This window comes from Arthrobacter burdickii, assembly GCF_030433645.1.
In the GTDB taxonomy this organism is placed as follows: domain Bacteria; phylum Actinomycetota; class Actinomycetes; order Actinomycetales; family Micrococcaceae; genus Arthrobacter_D; species Arthrobacter_D burdickii.
Genome location: NZ_JAROCG010000001.1, coordinates 756,585 through 775,706, shown reverse-complemented (window position 1 = coordinate 775,706; position 19,122 = coordinate 756,585). Strand labels below are relative to the sequence as shown.

Sequence of the window (19,122 nt, the reverse complement as noted above, 5' to 3'; positions counted from 1 at the left end):
CCAATTCACACGATAATAAGCCTGCTGTCTATTTCGGGCGAAATTGTCTAGAGTAAGTAGTAGGAACAAGCGCATCCACCGCGTACAACCGAGGAAGGACACGCCATCGTGCCGGAGTTAAACGATTGGTCGACCAGCCGCCTGCTCACGACCGCGGCCCGCCTCGTCGAGCACTCATGGAACGAGAAGCTCCTGAGCATCGGCATCACGCACGCCGGCCTGACGACCCTCGGCGTTCTCGAACGCGAGGGCACCCTGACAGGCGTGCGCCTGGCGCAACTGGTCCACGTCCAGGCACAGACCGTTGGACGGACCCTGGACCGCCTCGAGAAGCGCGGGCTCGTGACTCGGCTGCGCAACACAGCAGATCGCCGCAGCCAGCGCATCACCATCACCTCTGCGGGGCTGAAGGCGCTTGAACGGGCGAAGAACATCGAGCACGAGCTGATGTCCGAGGACGGCCTTGCCTCCGAAGACCTGCGCGACCGCCTGAAGACGGTCATCAACGAACTCGGGCCGAAAAAGGACTAGTAGCCCCCGCCGTCCGCGGCCATGTTGTTGAACCGTGAGTAGTGGCCCTGGAAACCGACCACGAGGGTCTTGGTGGGCCCGTTACGGTGCTTGGCCACGATCACATCGGCCTCGCCGGCACGGGCCGATTCCTTGTCGTACACGTCGTCGCGGTGGAGCAGGATGACCATATCGGCGTCCTGCTCGATCGAGCCGGACTCGCGGAGATCGGAGACCTGCGGGCGCTTGTCCGTCCGCTGCTCGGAGCCACGGTTCAGCTGTGAGAGCGCGACGACCGGCACGTTGAGTTCCTTGGCCAGCAGCTTCAGTGCTCGCGAGAACTCGGAGACTTCCTGCTGGCGGGACTCGACGCGCTTGCCCGATGACATCAGCTGGAGGTAGTCCAGCACTACGAGCTTGAGGTCGTGCCGCTGCTTGAGCCGCCGGCACTTGGCTCGGATCTCCATGAGGGACATGTTCGGGCTGTCGTCGATGAACAGGGGCGCGTCGTTCATGCGGCCCATCGTCGTGGCGATCTTGCCCCACTGCTCGTCCTTGATGGTGCCCTTGCGCAGGTCCTGCAGGCCGATGGTGGCCTCGGCGGACAGCAGGCGCATCGCAATCTCGTTGCGGCCCATCTCGAGCGAGAAGAAGACGGTGGTCATGTTGTGCTTGATGGCCGCCGAGCGCGCCCAGTCCAGGGCGAAGGTCGACTTACCCATGGCGGGACGAGCTGCGACGACGATCATCTGGCCACCATGCAGCCCCTGGGTCAGCTCGTCGAGTTCGTAGAATCCTGTGGGGACGCCGGTCATGCCCTCGCCGCGATGGCCGGCCGACTCGATCTCGTCGACGGTGCCCTCGATGATGTCCTTGAGCGCGACGTAGTCCTCAGCCGTGCGGCGCTCGGCGACCGCGTACACCTCGGCCTGTGCGGCGTTGACGAGATCGTCCACCTCGCCGTCGTTGGAGTAGCCGAGCTGGACGATCTTCGTGCCCGCGTCGACGAGCCGGCGAAGGACGGCCCGTTCACGCACGATCTCGGCGTAGAAGCCGGCATTCGCCGCGGTGGGAACGGACTGGATCAGCGTGTGGAGGTACGCAGGCCCGCCGATGCGGGAAATCTCTCCCCGCTTGGTCAGCTCGTCCGAGACGGTGACGGCGTCGGCCGGCTCCCCGCGGCCGTAGAGGTCGATGATGGCCTCGTAGATGCTCTCATGCGCGGGCCGGTAGAAGTCGATGCCGCGAAGCACCTCCACGCAGTCGGCGATTGCATCCTTGGAAAGCATCATCCCGCCCAGGACGGACTGCTCGGCGACGAGGTCCTGGGGAGGCGTACGTGAGAATTCCGGGGTACGAGTGTCCGGTGATGAATCTGCATGTGCCAGGGACACTGTAGGGCCTTTCTCCTGCTGTCGAAGCGGCAGTCGCCGAGGCGTCCGCCGGAAACCCGGGACGGGTCTGACAGGTCAGGCCTATCACTCTCCACCCTCACTATTGGGAATCTCCAGCAACGCTAGACCTCTTCCCGGAGGGCACCAAGCGCTGTGCCAACAGGGGGTGTGGGTAAGTGGAAATAAGCTGTGGATTACGTGCCATCTCTTGTGCACAGGATGGGGACAACCCTGTGGACAAAGAAATTGTTCTGGCCCCAACAGGGCTCTGACCTGCGGAAACGTTATCCCCCGGCTGTGGACTCAAACTAATTTCCACGCCCCTCCGTCCACAGGTGCTCTGTTGACAACCAGCGAAAAGGCGCTTCCATGTGCCCTCGGGGGGCACATATCCCCACCCCTCCATACGGTTCCAGCCCGGCGTGCCACGGGCGTAGGGGCAGGACTAGGCGATATGCAGTTCCCGGTACCCAGGACCTCCCGGAGATGCCGAAAGAAGTCGCTGCGGGACATGTACCTGCCGGCGGACTTCCCGTGCGTACTTTCAGGGAAAGGTTTGCGTTGACGAGCCCGGGAGGGACGGTGACGCGTTAAACACAGGAAGCCCCCGCTTCCGCGGAGGCTTCCTGGTGAACCTGGTCTCGCTGCCGGCTTGTCAGCTGGCGACGACGTCCAGATCGATGACTGCTGCTACGTCCTCGTGCAGACGGACGTTGGCCTGGTACGAACCGACCGACTTGATGTGAGCCGGCAGTTCGACCTTGCGCTTGTCGATCTTGCCGAGGCCTGCGGCCTCGACGGCCTTCGCGACGTCGTCGGCCTTGACGGTGCCGAACAGGCGGCCGGAGCCACCCGCCTTGACAGTCAGGGTGACGGGCTTCGCCGACAGTGCGGCGGCCTGGCGCTGGGCGTCCTCGAGCGATGCGTGCTCGCGGGCGGAGCGGGCAGCCTTGATCGAATCGACCTGCTTCTCGCCACCCTTGCTCCACATCAGGGCGAAACCGCGGGGCAGAAGGTAGTTACGTGCGTAACCGTTCTTCACCTCGACGACGTCGCCTGCGGCACCGAGTCCGGTGACTTCCTGGGTCAGAATGAGCTTCGACATGGTGTGTGTCCCTTTCCCTAGCCGCGGCCAGCGCCGGAGTACGGCAGGAGTGCAACTTCGCGGGCGTTCTTGATTGCCTGGGCGATCTTGCGCTGCTCCTGCACGGTCACACCGGTGACGCGACGGGCACGGATCTTTCCGCGATCGGAAATGAACTTACGCAGCAGGGCTACGTCCTTGTAGTCGATGACGGTGACGTCAGCGGCCTTCAAGGGGTTGGACTTTGGTTTGGGCTTACGGAGTTCAGCCTTAGCCATCGTGGTGCTCCTTTTTCTGTTGGAGCCCGCAGAACGATTCTGCGGGATGGGAAGTACCAGTTCCTTGCGGAACTGCGGCAGGGGTTCCGGGAACGGAACCTGCTACCTAGAAGGGAGGCTCGGAGTCGGGGCCGTTGCCCCAGCCCTGCGAGTTGCCACCCGAGGGAGCACCCCAGGGGTCTTCCGCAGGCTGCTGGGCCGGCTGTCCGCCGCCCCAGCCCGAACCGGAGTTCGAACTATTGCCACCGGAGTTTCCACCCGAGTTGCCGCCGAAGCCGCCGCCGTTCCCGCCGCCTGAGCGCTGGGTACGCGTGACCTTCGCCGACGCATAGCGCAGGGATGGACCGATCTCGTCCACCTCGAGCTCCATGACGGTGCGCTTCTCGCCCTCTTTGGTGTCGTACGAACGCGACTTGAGACGGCCCTGGGCAACCACGCGGGTTCCCTTGGTCAGGGTCTCGGCAACGTTCTCCGCAGCCTCACGCCACACCGACGCACGGAGGAACAGCGTTTCGCCGTCCTTCCAGTCATTGGTCTGGCGATCGAAGGTGCGAGGAGTGGACGCGATGGTGAAGTTGGCAACCGCCGATCCCGACGGCGTGAACCGCAATTCGGGGTCGTTGGTGAGGTTGCCGATCACCGTGATGACTGTTTCGCCTGCCATGGTGCCTCCTTGAGTTCCTACCCGCGGGAGCGGGGTGGATGGATGAGGGATCTGCCGAAATTATTCGGCGGAAACCTTCTGCTCCTCGGGGCGGATGATCTTGGTGCGCATGATCGTCTCGTTGAGGCTCAGCTGGCGGTCGAGCTCGGAAGCCACGGCCGGGGTCGCGGTGAAGTTGACGACGGCGTAGATGCCCTCGGTCTTCTTCTGGATCTCGTACGCAAGGCGCCGACGTCCCCAGATATCCACCTTGTCCACGGTGCCGCCGCCATTGCGGACGACATTCAGGAACTTCTCAAGTGTTGGGTCGATGGAGCGTTCCTCGACGTCGGGGTCGATGATTACCATCAATTCATATGCACGCATGTGTGAACCCACCTCCTCTGGGCTGAACGGTCGCGGTCTTTCCGCAACAGGAGGTTCTTTAGCGTTGGTCCGGCCGCCGTCCGCGGTATTTACCGCAGACCGGCTCTGGCACAGACGTATCAATGTTACCGGACGATTGACCGTCGACGAACTCGTGTGGACCGTGCCGGTCTGGGCCTACCGCCCGCCGCGGAAGAACGCGGTGGTGGCCGTCGCGAGGTGCCCTGGGTCCTCGACGCCGCATAGTTCACGCGCCGAGTGCATCGACAGCAGCGGAGTCCCGACGTCGACCGTGCGGATGCCGAGGCGCGTGGCCGTCAGCGGACCGATGGTGGAACCGCACGGCATCCCGTTGTTGGAGACGAACTCCTGGTAGGGCACGCCGCTGCTGCGGCACAGTGCAGCCCAGAAGGCGGCACCCGGCGCGTCGGTGGTGTAGCGCTGGTTGGCGTTGATCTTGAGTAGCGGTCCGCCGTTGAGCACCGGCAGGTTCACCGGATCGTGCCGCTCCGCATAGTTGGGGTGGACGGCGTGGCCGGCATCGGCCGATACGCAGAACGACGACGACAGGGCTCGCAGGCGCTCCTCCGTCCCGGCCCCGAGGCCGAGCGAGATGCGCAGCAGCATGTCCTCGAGGAAGGGTCCGCTGGCACCGGAGCGGGATCCGCTGCCCACCTCCTCGTGGTCGAAAGCCGCGAGGACCGCGATCGGCCCGTCGGCAGGACCGCCGGCAGCGTCGATCAGCGCCGTGAGCCCGGCATGCACGGACGAGAGGTTGTCGAGCCGCCCGGAAGCGAAGAACTCGTCCTGTGCGCCGAAGACGCGCGGTTCCTGGGTGTCGGCGACGACGACGTCGAACCCGCCGATCTCGCCCGGATTCACACCGGCACTGGCGGCGAGCAGTCCGAGGAGGTCCGCGTCCGCGGGGTTGCCGAGGCCCCAGACCGGGTTCATGTGGCGCTGCTTGTCCAGTGCCAGGCCGTCGTTCACCGCGCGGTCCAGGTGGATGGCGAGCTGCGGGAAACGCAGCAGCGGCCCGGTGGACACCAGGTGTTCGCTGCCATCGTGCAGCGTCAGGCGGCCTGCGAGCGCGAGTTCCCGGTCGAGCCAGGAATTCAGCAGCGGCCCCCCGTAGACCTCGACGCCGGCCTGCAGCCAGCCGTACTTGCCGGTGGTGGGTTTGGGTTTGAGCTTGAACGACGGCGAATCGGTGTGGGCGCCGAGGATGTGGAACGCCGTCGTGGGGCCGGCATTGTCGGGAACGGACCACGCGATCAGCGCGCCGTCACGGATGACGTAGAAGCGACCCGCACCGCCCTCCCAGGCGTCCTGCTCCGCCAACTCGCGGAATCCCGCGGCGGCGAGCCGCCGCCCAGCGTCTGCCACGGCGTGGAAGCTCGACGGGGACGCCGCTACGTAGGCGCCGAGGTCCTGGATGTGCGCTGGAGTGCTCATCCCCTGATTCAACCAGACCCGCGTTACGGCACCCCGGCGGATCACCGTGCCGTTCCATGCCTGCGGCCTGTCCACCCATACCCCTTACTGCAGGGATCATGCGGGACCACGTAGGAAACGGTATGGAAAACAAGTATCAGATAGGAAGGTCGAGTAACGGATACTGTGTCTCCGCGCAACTAATCCCCGTAGATTTCTGGACGTCACCTCGACATTCCCCTTAGGTCTCCAGGAGTAGCCGTGCGCGTCAACAACGCGAAATCCGTCCTTATCCGTCGCGTTGCAAGCGCAGTCATCCTGCCGGGAGTCCTGACCAGCATGCTGGTCCTCGCCCCGCAGGCGTCGGCCGAGACCGCCCCTGTGTCGGGCATCTGCAACGGTGTAACGAACCAGCTCGCGCACCGTGGAACCGTCCAGGAGAACCTCCTCAAGGCCGCCGCCCGCAAGAACGCCGAAGTCATCACCAAGCTGCAGGCCGAACGTGCAACCCTTGAGGCGAGGGCCGCCACTCTCACGTCGGAGATCGCTGCGGCGGACAAGGCAATCGCCGACCTCGAGGCCAAGAATGTCCTACTCAATGGCGAGATAAAGACTGCCGCCGCGGACCTCGCGACCGTCACCGCACAGCAGGCAAGCACCACAACTGCGATCGCCACGGCGAAAACGGCCCTGGCGGATCTCGTAACTCAGCAGGAAGCCAAGACGGCCGAACTGGCTCCCCTCCAGGAGCAGCTCACCGCCGCGCAGAACGCCTCGACGGCCCTCCAGGATCAGGCCGCAGCCGTGGCCGCCGATCTGACAACCAACCAGGAAGCACTGGCCACTGCGGACAAGGAGCTCGCTGAACTCAAGTCCGTCGCCGCGCAGGCCGCCGGCGAACTCGCCGGCCAGAACGCAGCAATCGCCACAGCCGAGGGTGAACTCACCTCACTTGCAGCAACCGCACAGAAGGCGGCCGACGCAGTAGCTGCCGGAACGCAGGCAGTCACCGACGCCGAGGCCGAACTCGAGCGACTGGTTAACTCCGGCACCGCGGCCCAGGATGTCCTCGACGCGCAGAACACGGCGATCGAGACAGCGAAGACCGAGCTCGTCACGCTCCAAGGTGTGGCGAAGACGGCTGCTGACGCGGTGACCGCCAAGAACACGGCGATCGAGACAGCTAAGACCGAGCTCGTCAGGCTCCAGGGTGTCGCGAAGACGGCTGCTGACGCGGTGACCGCCAAGAACACGGCGATCGAGACAGCGAAGACTGAACTCGTCAGGCTCCAGGGTGACGCCAAGAAGGCAGCAGATGCCGTCGCAGCGAACACCGCAGCCATCACCTCGGTGAACGCGGCAATCACCCAGCTGCAGAAGGACATCACCGCCGCAAAGGCTGCGGTCTCGGCAAAGCAGGCCGAAGTGAAGAAGGCACAGGACGAGCTCGATGCGCTCCAAGCCCGAAGGACAACGCTGCTCGACGAAATTGCCGCCCTTAACACTCAGATCAACGCCATCAACGGCAACTCCCAGTTGAAGCGGGATCTGATAGCCAAGCGTGATGCAAAGCAGACTGAGCTCACCACGATCAACGGGCAGATCACCGACAAGAAGGCTGCAATCTTCGCGCTGCAGGGCGAACTCGCCCCCCTCCAGAATCGGGTCACAGATCTCAATGCCCAGCTGCTCGCCAAGCAGGGTGAGAGCAGCGCCCTCCAGAAGCAGGCAGCCCCGCTGCAGGATGCGCTGACTGCCGCGAACGCGTCGGTTGCCACCAAGGACGCCGAGATCAAGACCCTCCAGGGCCAGCTTCCCGCCCTGACAACGGCACTGAGCAATGCTAACGCAGCGGTGTCTGCGAAGCAGGGCGAACTGACCACCCTGCAGGGCCAGCTTCCGGCGCTCCAGAACACCGCAACTGCCGCCGCCGCTGAAGTGACCGCGCAGGAGAAGGTAGTTGCCGGCCTTGTGGCCGACCTTCCGAATCTGACAGAGGGTGTCGCCGAAGCCGAGAAAGCCATCGAGGCACAGAAGGTGCTTCTCGAAGGACTGCGGGGAGACCTGGTCAAAGCCCAAGTCGCGTCTGCTGATGCATCGAAGGCCGTCGACGCGAAGAAGGCCGAGCTCACGGGCCTGACGGAGCGGCTGCCCCTGCTGCAGGCCGCAGCTGACAATGCCGCCTCTGCTGTCACCACCAAGCAGGCCGACATCACGAAGCTCAATGCCGACATCGACAAGCTCGTGGCGTCGCTTACGGGGCTCAACGGCCAGATCACCGCCAAGGAGGCCGAGATCCTGTCCGTTCAGAACCAGGTGGCCCCGCTGCTTGACCAGCTGACCAAAGTGAATGCGGACATCAGTGCGACGGAAGCCGCGCTCAAGACCCTGCAGGCCCAACTCACCGCCCTCGACAAGCAGGTCACGGACGCGCAGGCGGTTCTGCGCACCCTCAAAGCGCAGAAGAAGACGAACAAGGAAGCCATCGCCGCCCAGACTGCATCGGTCATCGTGCTGGAAGACAAGCTCGGTGCCGTCCAGAACCAGATCAAGGCCATCGACGGACAGATCGCCCTGGGCGGTTGCGTAGCCTGATCGCCCGTCTCCGACAGCAGAAACAAACCCGGGGCCCGGGTGGACGCCTTGCACAGGTGTCCACCCGGGCCCCAGTCCGTTGAACATGGTCCGCCCAGGGCTCGTCCCTGAGCCGGACGGGAGGCACATTCCGCGGCTCCGAGGGTACGCCCGGGGACCGGTTCCCCTACCGGCGCGGTTCGCAGGTCCTGAAGGGGCGTCAGTGCGCCGGCCCCGGCACCACGATCCCGTTCTCGTAGGCGTACACCACGGCCTGCACGCGGTCGCGCAGGTCCAGCTTGGTGAGGATCCGCCGGACGTGCGTCTTGATGGTCGCTTCCGAGAGGAAAAACCGAGCGGCGAGTTCGGCATTCGAGAGACCCTCGGCGATGGCTTCGAGGACTTCGCGTTCCCTCGGGGTCAGCCCGTCCAGCCGCCGGTCCGGCACCATCGCCGCGTGCGCGGGCGGCAGCGACCGGACGTAGGTCTCCAGCAGCCGCTGGGTGACGCGCGGGGCGACGACGGCATCGCCGCTGGCGACCACCCGCACCGCGTGCACCAGGTCCTCGGGCGCCACGTCCTTCAGCAGGAACGCCGAGGCGCCCGCCTGCAGCCCTGAGAACGCGTATTCGTCGAGGTCGAAGGTGGTCAGGATGATGATGCGCGCATGTGAACCCGACGCTGTGATCCGACGTGTGGCCTCGATCCCGTCGCCCTGCGGCATCCGCACATCCATCAGCACGACGTCGGGTGACAGTTCCGTGGCAAGCCGGATTGCCTCACTGCCCGTCGATGCCTCCCCGGCGATCACCAGGTCCGGCTCGCCCTCGAGGATGAGCCGGAAGCCCATCCGCAGCAGTGGTTGATCGTCAGCGAGCAGGACCCTGATGGGCGTGCCCGGCGTGCCAGACATGCTGTGCGTGGTCATCCTTGTCCTTCCCCCGTTGGTTGCCCGCTTCGCCGTGGGCGTCGGGCACGGTCAGTTGCACGTCGACGGTCCAGCCGCCCGAGGGACGGTTGCCGCATTCGACCGAGCCCGCGTAGATGGCGGCGCGCTCCCGCATGCCCGCGATGCCCTGCCCCGATCCGAGTGACACCACCGGACCCATGGCGCCCCGGCCGTCGTCGGCGACGCGCAGGGACACGCAGTCGCCCGTCCTGACGATCGAGATGTCGACCAGCGTAACCCCCTTGCCGTACCGCAGGACGTTCGTCAGTGACTCCTGCAGAATCCGGTACACGGTGAGCTGGAAAGCTGGATCGTCGGGCAGCCTAGGCCCACTGGTGGTCACCCGCAGCGGTAGGCCCGCGGCGCGGAAGCCGTCGAGGAGCTGCGCCAGCGAACTCGACGCCGGCAGGGGTTCGAGCGAGTCCGTGCCGGCTTCCGCGCGAAGTACCCCGAGGACGCGCCGCATGTCGGCGATGGCGGTGCGTCCGGCGCCCGACAGTTCACGGAGCACAGCGACGGCGCGGTCCGGGTCCCGCTTCATCACGACGGCGGCGCCGTCCGAGAGGGCAACCATCACCGTGAGCGAGTGTGCGACGACGTCGTGCATCTCGCGTGCGATGCGGTTCCGCTCCCCCGCCGATGCGAGCTCGGCGTTCCGCGCCGCCCACTCACGCAACTCGCTCTCGTGTTCGCGGTCGCGCCGCACCGTGACCCCGACGCCCACCGCCACGGCGAGGAACATGACGACGAAGCCGCTGAGGAGCCAGACCACACCGGGCGCTTCGGCGAACATCGCGGGCGGGATGAGGAAAAGCGCTCCGACGGACAACACAATGGCTGCGGCGGCTGCTATCAGGGTCTTCTTCAGCGGGTAGGTCGCTGCAACCGTGTACAGGGCGATCATCGTCCCCACCCCGACGCTGCCCGCACCCTCTGTGAGGAAGCTGGCCGGTGGATCCAGGAGTGCGAGAAAGGCCAGGACGAGTAGTGGCCGGTCACGACGGAACACCAGTGCCCCGGCAGCCAGGGCCACGGCGGGCAGGGCCAGCCATTTGCCGCTTCCGATGATCATCAACAGCGCGTTGGGGAAGACTGCGATGAGGAACGCGAGGATGACGACGGCGTCCATGGCCCGCGGATACCTGCGGAAGAACCGCCGGATGGGACCCAGGCGGCGTGCATTGAGTTCGCTGAAGGAGACCGCGGCCGTCCGTTCCGCGGTCTCCCTCACCAGGGGTTCGTCACTCATCGCCGGTGGCGGTTGCCATGGTGTCCTAGACGTCCCGCTTCTTCACGGCGACCAGTGCCAGGACGAGGAGCACGAGTGCCCAGGCTCCCATCACGAGGCCGCCTTCCCACTGGGTCAGGGCGTCGTCGGCGGTCGTGATCGCGACCATCTGGTTCCCGGCGTCTGCCGGCAGGAAGCGTGCGGCCTTGGGGATCCAGTCGGCCAGGCCCGAGATCAGCTGGACGATGATCGGCAGCACGAAGAAGATGCCGACCGCGGTGACCACGCCACCGGCGGTGTTGCGCAGCAGGATCCCGACGGCCATGGAGATCACGGCGACGAGCGCGAGGAAGGTGCCGGTGTTGATGATGCTGGCCAGGACGCCGTCGTCGCTGAGCGCGAAGCCGAGGTCCTCACCCGCGAGGATGGGCTGGGCGACGAGGTAGGACACCAGGGCGCTGCCGAACCCGACGAGGAAGGCGACTCCGGCGATGATGACCGCCTTCGCCAGGAGGGCCGGGATGCGCTTGGGCACGGCGATCATGGTGGAGCGGATCATGCCGGTGGTCCACTCGCTGGCGATCAGGACCACCGCGAGCGACGCGATCAGCAGCTGCCCGAAGGCCAGGCCCGACGACGGCACGGTGAGCACCTGCCCTGCCACACTTTCCGGACCATCCGGCGGAGGCTGGAAACCCGACGGGGCGTTAGCGTCACCGACGGACTGGGCCATGACCGTCAGCGACCAGGCGAAGAGCGCCGCGAGACCCACCATCACGACCACGGTGCAGGCGATCAGGATGACGGTCGAGGGGACCGTGGTGATCTTGATCCACTCGGACTTCAGGACCCGGCCGAAGGTGACGCCGGGTCCCGCGCCCCGATCCTGCCGCGGCCGTAGCCGAACGGGCGCCGACAGGGCCGGTGCAGGTGTTGACGTCGGTGTTGATGATGACGGTGCCATGGTCAGCGTCCTTCCACTGGTGCAGCGCCCTGGTTGCCGCTGGGCAGGCTGTGCGACTGGTACTCGACTTCGGTCTGGGTCAGTTCCATGTAGGCGTCCTCGAGGGACACCTGGAGCGGCGTCAGCTCGTACACGAGGACGCGCTCACGCAGGGCCACCTCGGCGATCCGTCGCGGTTCCACTCCCGTGATCTCGATCAGCTCCGGTTCAAGGATCTGCGAGGTGACGCCGTTCCCGGCGAGGCTCCCGAGGAGGTCGTGGGGCCGGTCGGCGCGGACGCGGACCCGCGCCCTGCCCTGACCGTCGATGATGGACTGGATCGGGGCATCCGCGATGATGCGTCCGCGTCCGATGACGATGAGGTGGTCGGCCGTCAGCGCCATCTCCGACATCAGGTGCGAGGACAGGAAGACGGTGCGGCCCTCGGCGGCGAGGCCCTTGGCCAGATGACGCACCCACTGGACGCCCTCGGGATCCAGGCCGTTGACCGGCTCGTCCAGGATGACCGTGTGGGGATCCCCGAGGAGGGCTGCGGCGATCCCGAGCCGCTGGCCCATGCCGAGCGAGAAACCGCCGACCCGCTTCCTCGCCACTGGTCCGAGGCCCGTCAGTTCGATGACGTCCCTGACCCGACCGTTGGGGATGCCATGGGTCGCCGCCATCGCGCGAAGGTGGTTGTAGGCGGAGCGCTTGGGGTGGACTGCTTTGGCATCCAGGAGTGCACCCACCTCGCGCAGCGGCGCCCGATGCTGGGCGTAGGGCCGGCCGTTGACGGTCACGTGCCCCGATGTCGGATTGTCGAGGCCCATGATCATGCGCATGGTGGTGGACTTGCCTGCGCCGTTCGGACCCAGGAAGCCCGTGACCTTGCCGGGCTGCACAGTGAATGAGACGGCGTCGACGGCGGCTTTCGCACCGTACCTCTTCGAGAGGGCCTGGGCCTCGATCATGGTGCATCCTTCAGCTGTCGATGACATGGGGCCCGCAGTCGCGGGCCCGTCACCAACACTAGGCCCGGGGCCGGTGGAGGTCACCGGCCCCAGGGATGATCGCCGACTGGGACCCAGTACGTCTTTCGGACGACGACGCAGCGCTAGCGTGAACTGATCGATGCGAACTTCCGGATGCACAGCGGAACGAAGACCACCAGCATCAGGACCGCCCCGATCAGCACCATCGGGACCGCGTTCTGCATGGGCCAGGCGTCCGGGAGTGGCTCCGACCCCACGTTGCCGAACAGTTCGCGGGCCGCCTGGACGAGCGCGGACACCGGATTCCAGTTCGCGAAGGTCTCGAGCGCACTGGGCAGGGTCTGCGACTGCACGAAGGCGTTGGAGATGAACGTGAACGGGAACAGGATCATGAAGGACGCGTTGTTGATCACCTCGGGGGACTTCACCGACATGCCCAGCAGTGCCATGACCCAGCTGAACGCGTAGGAGAACAGCAGCAGGAGCCCGACGCCGGCGAAGAAACTGCTCATCGAAGCGTTGACGCGCCAGCCCACCAGAAAGCCGGTTGCCATCATGATGACCACCGACAGCGCGTTGAGCACGAGGTCGCTGTTGGTGCGGCCAATCAGCACGGCCGAGGAACTCATGGGCAGGGTGCGAAAACGGTCGATGATGCCGTCCTTCAGGTCCTGTGCCATCGCGGAGCCCGAGAAGGTGGACCCGAAGATGACCGTCTGCGCGAAGATGCCCGCCATGAGGTACTGGGTGTAGTCGGTTCCCGCCACCTGGATGGAGCCACCGTAGATCTGGCTGAACAGCAGCACGAACATGACGGGCTGCAGCACGGCGAAGACCAGCATGTCCGGCGAGCGCTTGAGCTTGGTCAGGTTCCGCTTGGTCACGGTCCAGCCGTCGGAGAACCACATGGCGAACTCCGACGGGGGTGCGGAGCGGGCATCGTCCTCGGGCCCGGACCGCTGGTTCTCCGGCTGCGTGCCTTCCGGCGCCAGGATGCTCATGCTGCGACCTCCTTCGTGGCTTTGTCCTCGGTCTCCTCGGCGTGTCGGCCCGTGAGCGTGAGGAAGACGTCGTCGAGACTCGGGCGCCGCATGCCGGCGTCGTGCAGTGCAATGCTGCGCTCGCCGAGCTCCGACAGGATGTACTGGAGGGCGCGCGGCCCGTCCGTGACCGCTACCTCCAGGGTGCGTCCGTCGTCGCCGATCCCCGGCTCGCCGTCGCCGTGCCGCCCGAGGATCTCACGGGCGGCAGGGGCGTCGGCGGCGTCGACGAGCGACACCACCACGCGGTGTCCGCCGATCTGCGCCTTCAGCTGGTCCGCTGTTCCCTCGGCGATTGTCCTGCCGCCGTCGATCACCGCGATGTCGTCGGAGAGCTGGTCCGCTTCCTCGAGGTACTGCGTGGTCAGGAGCAGCGTGGTGCCGGCGTCGACCAGGTCCTTGATGATGCCCCACAGGGCGAGGCGGCTCCGGGGGTCCAGGCCCGTGGTCGGCTCGTCCAGGAACAGGATCTTGGGATTGATCACCAGCGCCCCGGCGAGGTCGATGCGGCGCCGCATACCACCGGAGAACCCCTTGACGGGGCGGTTGCCTGCCTCCGTCAGTTCGAACTGGTCGATGAGCTCCTGCGCCCGGCGCTTCGACTCCCGGGCGCCCAGGTGGTAGAGCCTCCCCACCATCTCGAGGTTCTCGAGGCCGGTGAGACCTTCATCAACAGCCGCGTACTGCCCGGAGACGCCGATGATGCGCCGGGCTGCCTTGGGGTTCCTCAGGACGTCGATGCCGTCGATGTGCGCGGTACCCGCCGTCGGCTGGATGAGGGTGGTCAGGATCTTCACCACGGTGGTCTTGCCTGCACCATTCGGGCCCAGCAGGGCCTTGACTGTTCCCTGGGGAACGGAGAGATTCATGCCGTCGAGGGCGTGGACGGGCCCGCTCTTCGACGAATAGGTCTTCTTCAGACCTTCTGCCTCGATGATCGCCATGCAGAAAGGGTAGGACCGCCGGTCCGGGTCTCCTAGGCGGTTCGGTCAAAACCTGTCCGCAATGGTTCCGGGGTCTCCTTCGGGCGTTCGCGGGCGGCGGGAGCGACCAGGAAGGAGGCGAGGACGGCGACTCCGACAGCGAGCAGCGCTGTCCGGATACCCACGAGGTCGCCGAGGAAACCGATGAGGGGCGGACCAGCGAGGAAGGCGGTGTACCCGATGGTGGAGACGACCGAGACGCGGGCGGCGGCACGATCGGGCTCGTCCGCGGCGGCGGACATCCCCATGGGGAATCCGAGGGCCGCGCCGGCGCCCCAGAGGATCGCGCCGACGGCGGCGAGCGGCACATTGGGCGCCACGACGAAGACCACGAGCCCCACGAGCGAGGACCCGAGGCTGGCCTGCAGGACGCGGACGCGGCCGAACCGGTCGATGAGGCTGCCACCCACGAAGCGCAGCGCCGTCATCGCGGCGACGAAGACCGCGAACATGACTGCCCCGGTACTCTCCGTGGTGCCGAGGCCGTCGACGCTGGCCTTCGCCACCCAGTCGTTCGCTGCGCCCTCGGTCAGGGCTGCGCCGAGCACCACGAGTCCGATCAGCAGGGTGCGGGGCTCACCCCATGCACCGATGCCCTTGGTGCGGGTTCCGCCCGTCTGCGCCCCGACCAGGTGCTCCTCTGCCCGTGGGAGGAAGTAGCGCGGTATCCACAGCGAAACGACGAGGCTGAGCACTGCGACGGCGACCAGGTGGACCGGCAGGCCCACGTCCATCGCCGACAGTCCCGCCCCGACGAGCGCGCCCACGAAGGCCCCTCCGCTGAACGCGGCGTGGAAGCGCGGCATGATCGTCCGCCCCACCCGGTGTTCGACGTGGGCCCCCTCGATGTTCTGCGCCACATCCCACAGGGCGATCCCGCACCCGAAGAGGAACAGTCCGACGGCGACCACGGGCACCGAACCGTTCACCAGACCCAGTGCGACGGCGCTCGCGGCCAACGCGGCGGCAGTCCCGCCCAGACGGACCGTGTTGGCGGTGCCGAAGCGGGCGGCGACGATGCCTGCGAGAGGAAGGGACAGCATCGATCCGATGGCGCCCACGAGCAGGAGGGTCCCCATCTGGCCCGAGCCCAGCCCCAGGGTGGCTGCCGCGGCGGGGATACGGGCCGCCCAGCTGGCGAAGACGAGGCCGTTGAGCGCGAAGATGGCATAGGCGGCGAACATGGCGGCTCGGACGGTGGGTTTCACTCTGCAACCGTAGGCGGAGGTCGCCGTGCGCCACAAACGGGCGCGGCCGGGCGGGGGGCTCCGCCGAACCCTGCCGGAGGGTCAGGTCTGCGGGCGGATCCGGACGTGGACGGCCGCGAGCAGCGCGTCCTCGCAGGAGACTTCCTCCTCGTCGGAACCGGGGACGAGCACCTGCAACGGCTGCAGCGCTCCGTCCCCACCCAGCCGCACAGTCCCCGAGAGCACGACCACGGCGGCGGGGCTGTGGGTGCCGCCGAGGCGCAGTGGGCCGCTGACGCGCTGCACGTCGATGGATCCCTCGCACACCGTGCGCCGGGTCATCAGGTTGAGGTTGCGGGTGGGTCCCTCCAGTACCTCGACGCGCACATCGGCCTCACCCGGGAACGCTGCGAGCGCGCCCAGCTCCAGGTCGCGGCTTTCCCCGTCGACGGCCATCCTCAGCAGTCCTTCGGAGCCCATGACGAAGGTGCGGTCGACTCCCGGCAGGGAGGAGAACGCTCCGTCGTGCACGATGTCGGCGATGCTGAGGCGCCAGTCGAAGTCGGAGTAGCCGGCGCCCGGCGGCGCCTTGAGGACTTCGTGCGTGACGCCGCCCCCGTTCGCCCACGGGCTGCCCTCGAGCAGGAGAGGGTCGATGATCCGGGCGTGCGGGCTGACTTTGCGCTGCGGGGTGCCATGCATCGACCCAGCATTGCATGGCGGATGACCGCGATGGAGCCCAGACCATCGCCCGGGCCTGCGGGAAATTGCACCTGCACAACCTCGAACCAGAGGACTTCGTGGCCCTCACGATCGAGGCCTCGGCCATGGCACGGGTTCCCCTGTCAGGCACCAGCTGGGTTCCCGGTGCGGGCTAGGGTTCCTCCATGACCGATTCTTCCGACTTCGTCGTGGTCGGTGCGGGGCTGGCCGGTGCCGCCACCGCCTGGCAGCTCGCCGCGCGCGGCCACTCCGTGACCATCCTGGAACGCGATGTTCCGGCAACCTCCAGTGGCAGCTCGCACGGCTCGGCGCGCATCTTCCGCTACGCCTACCCGGACACCTTCTACACGCGGGCCGTCGTGGAGTCGAAGACCCTGTGGGACGAGCTCGAGCGCAGCAGCGCGCAGCAGCTCATCACTCAGACCGGCGCCGTCGACTACGGCGCCGGTCGGCAGCCCGAGCTGCTGGCAGGGATCCTCGCGGGAGCCGGCGTCGACCACGAAATCCTCGGCGCGGACGAGGCGAGGTCCCGCTGGCCCTCCATCGCCTTCGACACCCCCGTGTTGTGGCACCCCGGAGCAGGGGTGATCGACGCCGAGACCTCGGTCCGGGCGATGGTGGACCTGGCCGTCGGACTCGGCGCGGAACTGCGGATCGGCTGGACCGTCACCGGAGTGGAACGGGAGGGCGCTGCCTACCGCCTCCTGTCCGACACCGGCGCCTCTGTCGTCGCCGGGAACGTCGTCGTCGCTGCCGGCGGCTGGCTTCCAGACCTGCTGGGGAGGCTCCCGCTGCCGGAAGGGTTCCTCGCGGGCGTCCCGGAGATCACCGTGCGGCAGGAGCAGGCCTTCCATTTCCGGTACCGCGACGACGGCCCCTGGCCCACGTTCATCCACAAGGCCGCGGACATGCAGGTGTACGGGTTGCCCGGTGGCCGCGACGCGGACTTCTCGGGCCAGAAGGTCGCCGAATTCAACGGGGGCAAGGCTCTCCCGTCCGCGGCACGGCAGGACGGCGTCATCGATCCTGCCAACCGCCGCCGGGTGGCCGATTATGTGCGGCGGTACCTGCCGGGCCTCGACCCCGAGCCCTACGCGGAGACGACCTGCCTCTTCACGAACACCCCCGACGAGGAGTTCTTCCTCGACCGGGCGGACGGACTGACGGTCATCTCCCCCTGCTCCGGCCACGGCGCGAAATTCGCACCCCTGATCGGCCACTGGGCGGCCGATCTCGCAACCGGCTCGGCGGATCTTCCCCCGCGATTCCGACAGGCCACCAGCCGGTTCAACGGACGCTGAGCCGACATGCGCGTTCGATTCCTCCGTGACCGGGAAGATGGAAAGGGCCAACGCCGGCCAAGTCCGCAGGGTACAGGCTGGCCCAGGGGATCTCTGCCTCGGAACTCGCCCTGCTCACCGGCATGTCGAAGGCCGTGGTGTCGAAGATCGAGACGGCCAGCACGTCCTGTTCCTTGACGACACTGCGGCGACTGGCGGACGGGCTGGGAATCCCTGTCACGGTGCTGTTCGCGGCACCGACACGGACCGGGACGCTGCATTCAAGAAGCATGGGCAGGGCAGTGTGACCGTGCGCAGTTGAACGGCTACCGCCCCGGAACCGCCTGGTCCAGGTCCACCTCGATCTGCTCGGCCGTCACGGTCACGATCGCACCCAGCGAGAGCCTCCGGGTGTCCTCCTGGCGCGTCCAGCGCGGGAGCTTTCCGCCGTCGAACTCGGCGTTGCGTTCGTACGAGAAGGTGGTTTCGGCGTCGTCGGACCAGAGCCGGTACACCCCGGGCTGGTAGGACTGCTCGAGCGTGAAGGTCGGCTCCCCGACCAGTGCCCAGCGGGGATCGCGGACATCCTCGGGATCCCCGAACAGGTAGGACCTGTTCGGGCAGCCGCTCGGAGCCGCCTCCGTAGACGCGATGCACCGGTCGAGGACCGCGGTGACCTCGGCGACGGCGTCAGTCATGACCGAAGGGGTCACGACCGGCTTCACCAGCACTCCGCGTGATGCCACCCCGTCCGCCGTGACCGTGACCGCCTGCTGGGCCCCGTAGGACAGGTACCGGGAGGGCGCCGGCGGCGAGACGACGTACTCCCCGGGAAGCGCCGGGAGGACCACGGAACGCAGGCCCGGGTACGGAGTGGCCTCTCCTGGGGGCAATGCCACGCCGGCTCCGTTGACGGTGAGGGTTTGCAGGTCCTCGGGGATCACCATGCTGATGGCGGTGACGGGTTCCGGCCCGTCCAGGCGCCATTCGCCGAAGAACACGCCGGTGTATCCGGTCCGGGTCAGGGTGAACTCGAGGGTGCTGGTGCTTCCGTCCTGCATCAGCTGAGCCGTCACCGTGGCCGTGTCGTCGTTCACCGAGATGTCGCGGAGCTCGTAACCCGTGATGCGCTGATCGGCCGTGCCGTACACGGCGTTCGACAGGAGGGCGTCCTGCCCGTCACCGGGGGTTCTTCCGAGTAGGCTCCGGGACGCCTCGGCGTCACCTGCGACGAGGGCGTCGAGGTAAGCCTCGACCGGCTTGTCGGGTCCGAAGACCGACTGGTCGACCAGCTTGATCGTCACGATGGCTGCAATCAGTACCACCGCGACGACGACGCCTGCCCAGATCGCCCTTCCCCTCGCGCCCCAACCCGTTCCAGTCCCCATGATTCCCCCATGTGCGGCGATGCGGTATCGCCCGCAGTCGTCGTCGTCCACCCTACCGAGGGTGCGTCTGCGACCGGTGGTGCCCCGGCTGCAGGCCCGGTTATC

Annotated in this window: 20 protein-coding genes; 5 read left to right on the top strand and 15 right to left on the bottom strand. The window is 66.9% G+C overall.

Translation table 11 applies throughout. The features are described from left to right. Positions 1-108: 108 nt before the first annotated feature. Positions 109-531 (top strand): MarR family winged helix-turn-helix transcriptional regulator, encoded by a 423-nt coding sequence (locus P5G52_RS03545; RefSeq protein WP_301224730.1) that lies wholly within the window; start codon positions 109-111, stop codon positions 529-531. Here P5G52_RS03545 and dnaB read toward each other — a convergent pair. The 6 genes from dnaB to P5G52_RS03515 form a co-directional block, all read right to left on the bottom strand. Beyond that, positions 528-1,904: a replicative DNA helicase gene (gene dnaB, locus P5G52_RS03540; protein WP_087071875.1), complete on the bottom strand. Its 1,377-nt coding sequence runs from the start codon at positions 1,902-1,904 to the stop codon at positions 528-530. The two genes, P5G52_RS03545 and dnaB, sit on opposite strands and share 4 nt — an antisense overlap. A gap of 655 nt (positions 1,905-2,559) precedes the next feature. Further along, positions 2,560-3,009, bottom strand: coding sequence for a 50S ribosomal protein L9 (rplI, locus tag P5G52_RS03535; RefSeq protein ID WP_087071874.1), 450 nt, complete (start codon positions 3,007-3,009; stop codon positions 2,560-2,562). 17 nt (positions 3,010-3,026) lie between these two features. Then, positions 3,027-3,266 carry a 30S ribosomal protein S18 gene (rpsR, locus tag P5G52_RS03530; protein WP_005273147.1) on the bottom strand — a complete coding sequence of 80 codons (240 nt, stop codon included), beginning with the start codon at positions 3,264-3,266 and terminating at the stop codon, positions 3,027-3,029. Positions 3,267-3,372: 106 nt separating this feature from the next. Continuing rightward, positions 3,373-3,930: a single-stranded DNA-binding protein gene (locus tag P5G52_RS03525; protein WP_301224728.1), complete on the bottom strand. Its 558-nt coding sequence runs from the start codon at positions 3,928-3,930 to the stop codon at positions 3,373-3,375. A gap of 60 nt (positions 3,931-3,990) precedes the next feature. Then, positions 3,991-4,296, bottom strand: a complete 306-nt coding sequence (gene rpsF / locus P5G52_RS03520; protein ID WP_043442549.1) for a 30S ribosomal protein S6 — start codon at positions 4,294-4,296, stop codon at positions 3,991-3,993. Between the two features lie 177 nt (positions 4,297-4,473). Next, positions 4,474-5,751 (bottom strand): M18 family aminopeptidase, encoded by a 1,278-nt coding sequence (locus tag P5G52_RS03515; protein WP_301224725.1) that lies wholly within the window; start codon positions 5,749-5,751, stop codon positions 4,474-4,476. A gap of 240 nt (positions 5,752-5,991) precedes the next feature. On the opposite strand from P5G52_RS03515, the gene P5G52_RS03510 reads away from it, so the two are divergent. Beyond that, complete coding sequence (locus P5G52_RS03510) at positions 5,992-8,325, top strand: coiled-coil domain-containing protein (protein WP_301224723.1); 2,334 nt, start codon at positions 5,992-5,994, stop codon at positions 8,323-8,325. A gap of 199 nt (positions 8,326-8,524) precedes the next feature. Here P5G52_RS03510 and P5G52_RS03505 read toward each other — a convergent pair whose 3' ends face one another. The 8 genes from P5G52_RS03505 to P5G52_RS03470 all read right to left on the bottom strand — a co-directional run bounded on the left by P5G52_RS03505 (position 8,525) and on the right by P5G52_RS03470 (position 16,328). Beyond that, on the bottom strand, positions 8,525-9,217 hold the full coding sequence (locus tag P5G52_RS03505) for a response regulator (RefSeq protein ID WP_301224721.1): 693 nt from the start codon (positions 9,215-9,217) through the stop codon (positions 8,525-8,527). Further along, on the bottom strand, positions 9,174-10,502 hold the full coding sequence (locus P5G52_RS03500; protein WP_301224719.1) for a sensor histidine kinase: 1,329 nt from the start codon (positions 10,500-10,502) through the stop codon (positions 9,174-9,176). The genes P5G52_RS03505 and P5G52_RS03500 overlap by 44 nt, the downstream gene beginning before the upstream one ends. A 25-nt stretch (positions 10,503-10,527) precedes the next feature. Then, positions 10,528-11,445 (bottom strand): ABC transporter permease, encoded by a 918-nt coding sequence (locus tag P5G52_RS03495; RefSeq protein ID WP_301224717.1) that lies wholly within the window; start codon positions 11,443-11,445, stop codon positions 10,528-10,530. A gap of 2 nt (positions 11,446-11,447) precedes the next feature. Next, positions 11,448-12,395: an ABC transporter ATP-binding protein gene (locus P5G52_RS03490; protein WP_301224715.1), complete on the bottom strand. Its 948-nt coding sequence runs from the start codon at positions 12,393-12,395 to the stop codon at positions 11,448-11,450. A 143-nt stretch (positions 12,396-12,538) separates the two neighbouring features. After that, positions 12,539-13,324, bottom strand: coding sequence for an ABC transporter permease (locus P5G52_RS03485; RefSeq protein WP_301228635.1), 786 nt, complete (start codon positions 13,322-13,324; stop codon positions 12,539-12,541). 89 nt (positions 13,325-13,413) lie between these two features. Beyond that, positions 13,414-14,400: an ATP-binding cassette domain-containing protein gene (locus P5G52_RS03480; protein WP_301224713.1), complete on the bottom strand. Its 987-nt coding sequence runs from the start codon at positions 14,398-14,400 to the stop codon at positions 13,414-13,416. Positions 14,401-14,432: 32 nt separating this feature from the next. Further along, on the bottom strand, positions 14,433-15,623 hold the full coding sequence (locus P5G52_RS03475) for an MFS transporter (protein ID WP_301228633.1): 1,191 nt from the start codon (positions 15,621-15,623) through the stop codon (positions 14,433-14,435). Between the two features lie 105 nt (positions 15,624-15,728). Then, positions 15,729-16,328, bottom strand: coding sequence for a HutD/Ves family protein (locus P5G52_RS03470; protein WP_301224711.1), 600 nt, complete (start codon positions 16,326-16,328; stop codon positions 15,729-15,731). Between the two features lie 14 nt (positions 16,329-16,342). Here P5G52_RS03470 and P5G52_RS03465 point away from each other — a divergent pair, with 14 nt between their 5' ends. From P5G52_RS03465 to P5G52_RS03455, 3 genes are all read left to right on the top strand, one after another. Continuing rightward, positions 16,343-16,504 carry a hypothetical protein gene (locus P5G52_RS03465; RefSeq protein WP_301224709.1) on the top strand — a complete coding sequence of 54 codons (162 nt, stop codon included), beginning with the start codon at positions 16,343-16,345 and terminating at the stop codon, positions 16,502-16,504. A 9-nt stretch (positions 16,505-16,513) separates the two neighbouring features. Further along, complete coding sequence (locus tag P5G52_RS03460) at positions 16,514-17,650, top strand: FAD-dependent oxidoreductase (RefSeq protein ID WP_301224707.1); 1,137 nt, start codon at positions 16,514-16,516, stop codon at positions 17,648-17,650. Between the two features lie 122 nt (positions 17,651-17,772). Beyond that, complete coding sequence (locus tag P5G52_RS03455; protein ID WP_301224705.1) at positions 17,773-17,937, top strand: helix-turn-helix domain-containing protein; 165 nt, start codon at positions 17,773-17,775, stop codon at positions 17,935-17,937. An 18-nt stretch (positions 17,938-17,955) separates the two neighbouring features. On the opposite strand, the gene P5G52_RS03450 is transcribed toward P5G52_RS03455, so the two are convergent. After that, complete coding sequence (locus P5G52_RS03450) at positions 17,956-19,017, bottom strand: hypothetical protein (RefSeq protein WP_301224703.1); 1,062 nt, start codon at positions 19,015-19,017, stop codon at positions 17,956-17,958. Between the last annotated feature and the right edge of the window lie 105 nt (positions 19,018-19,122).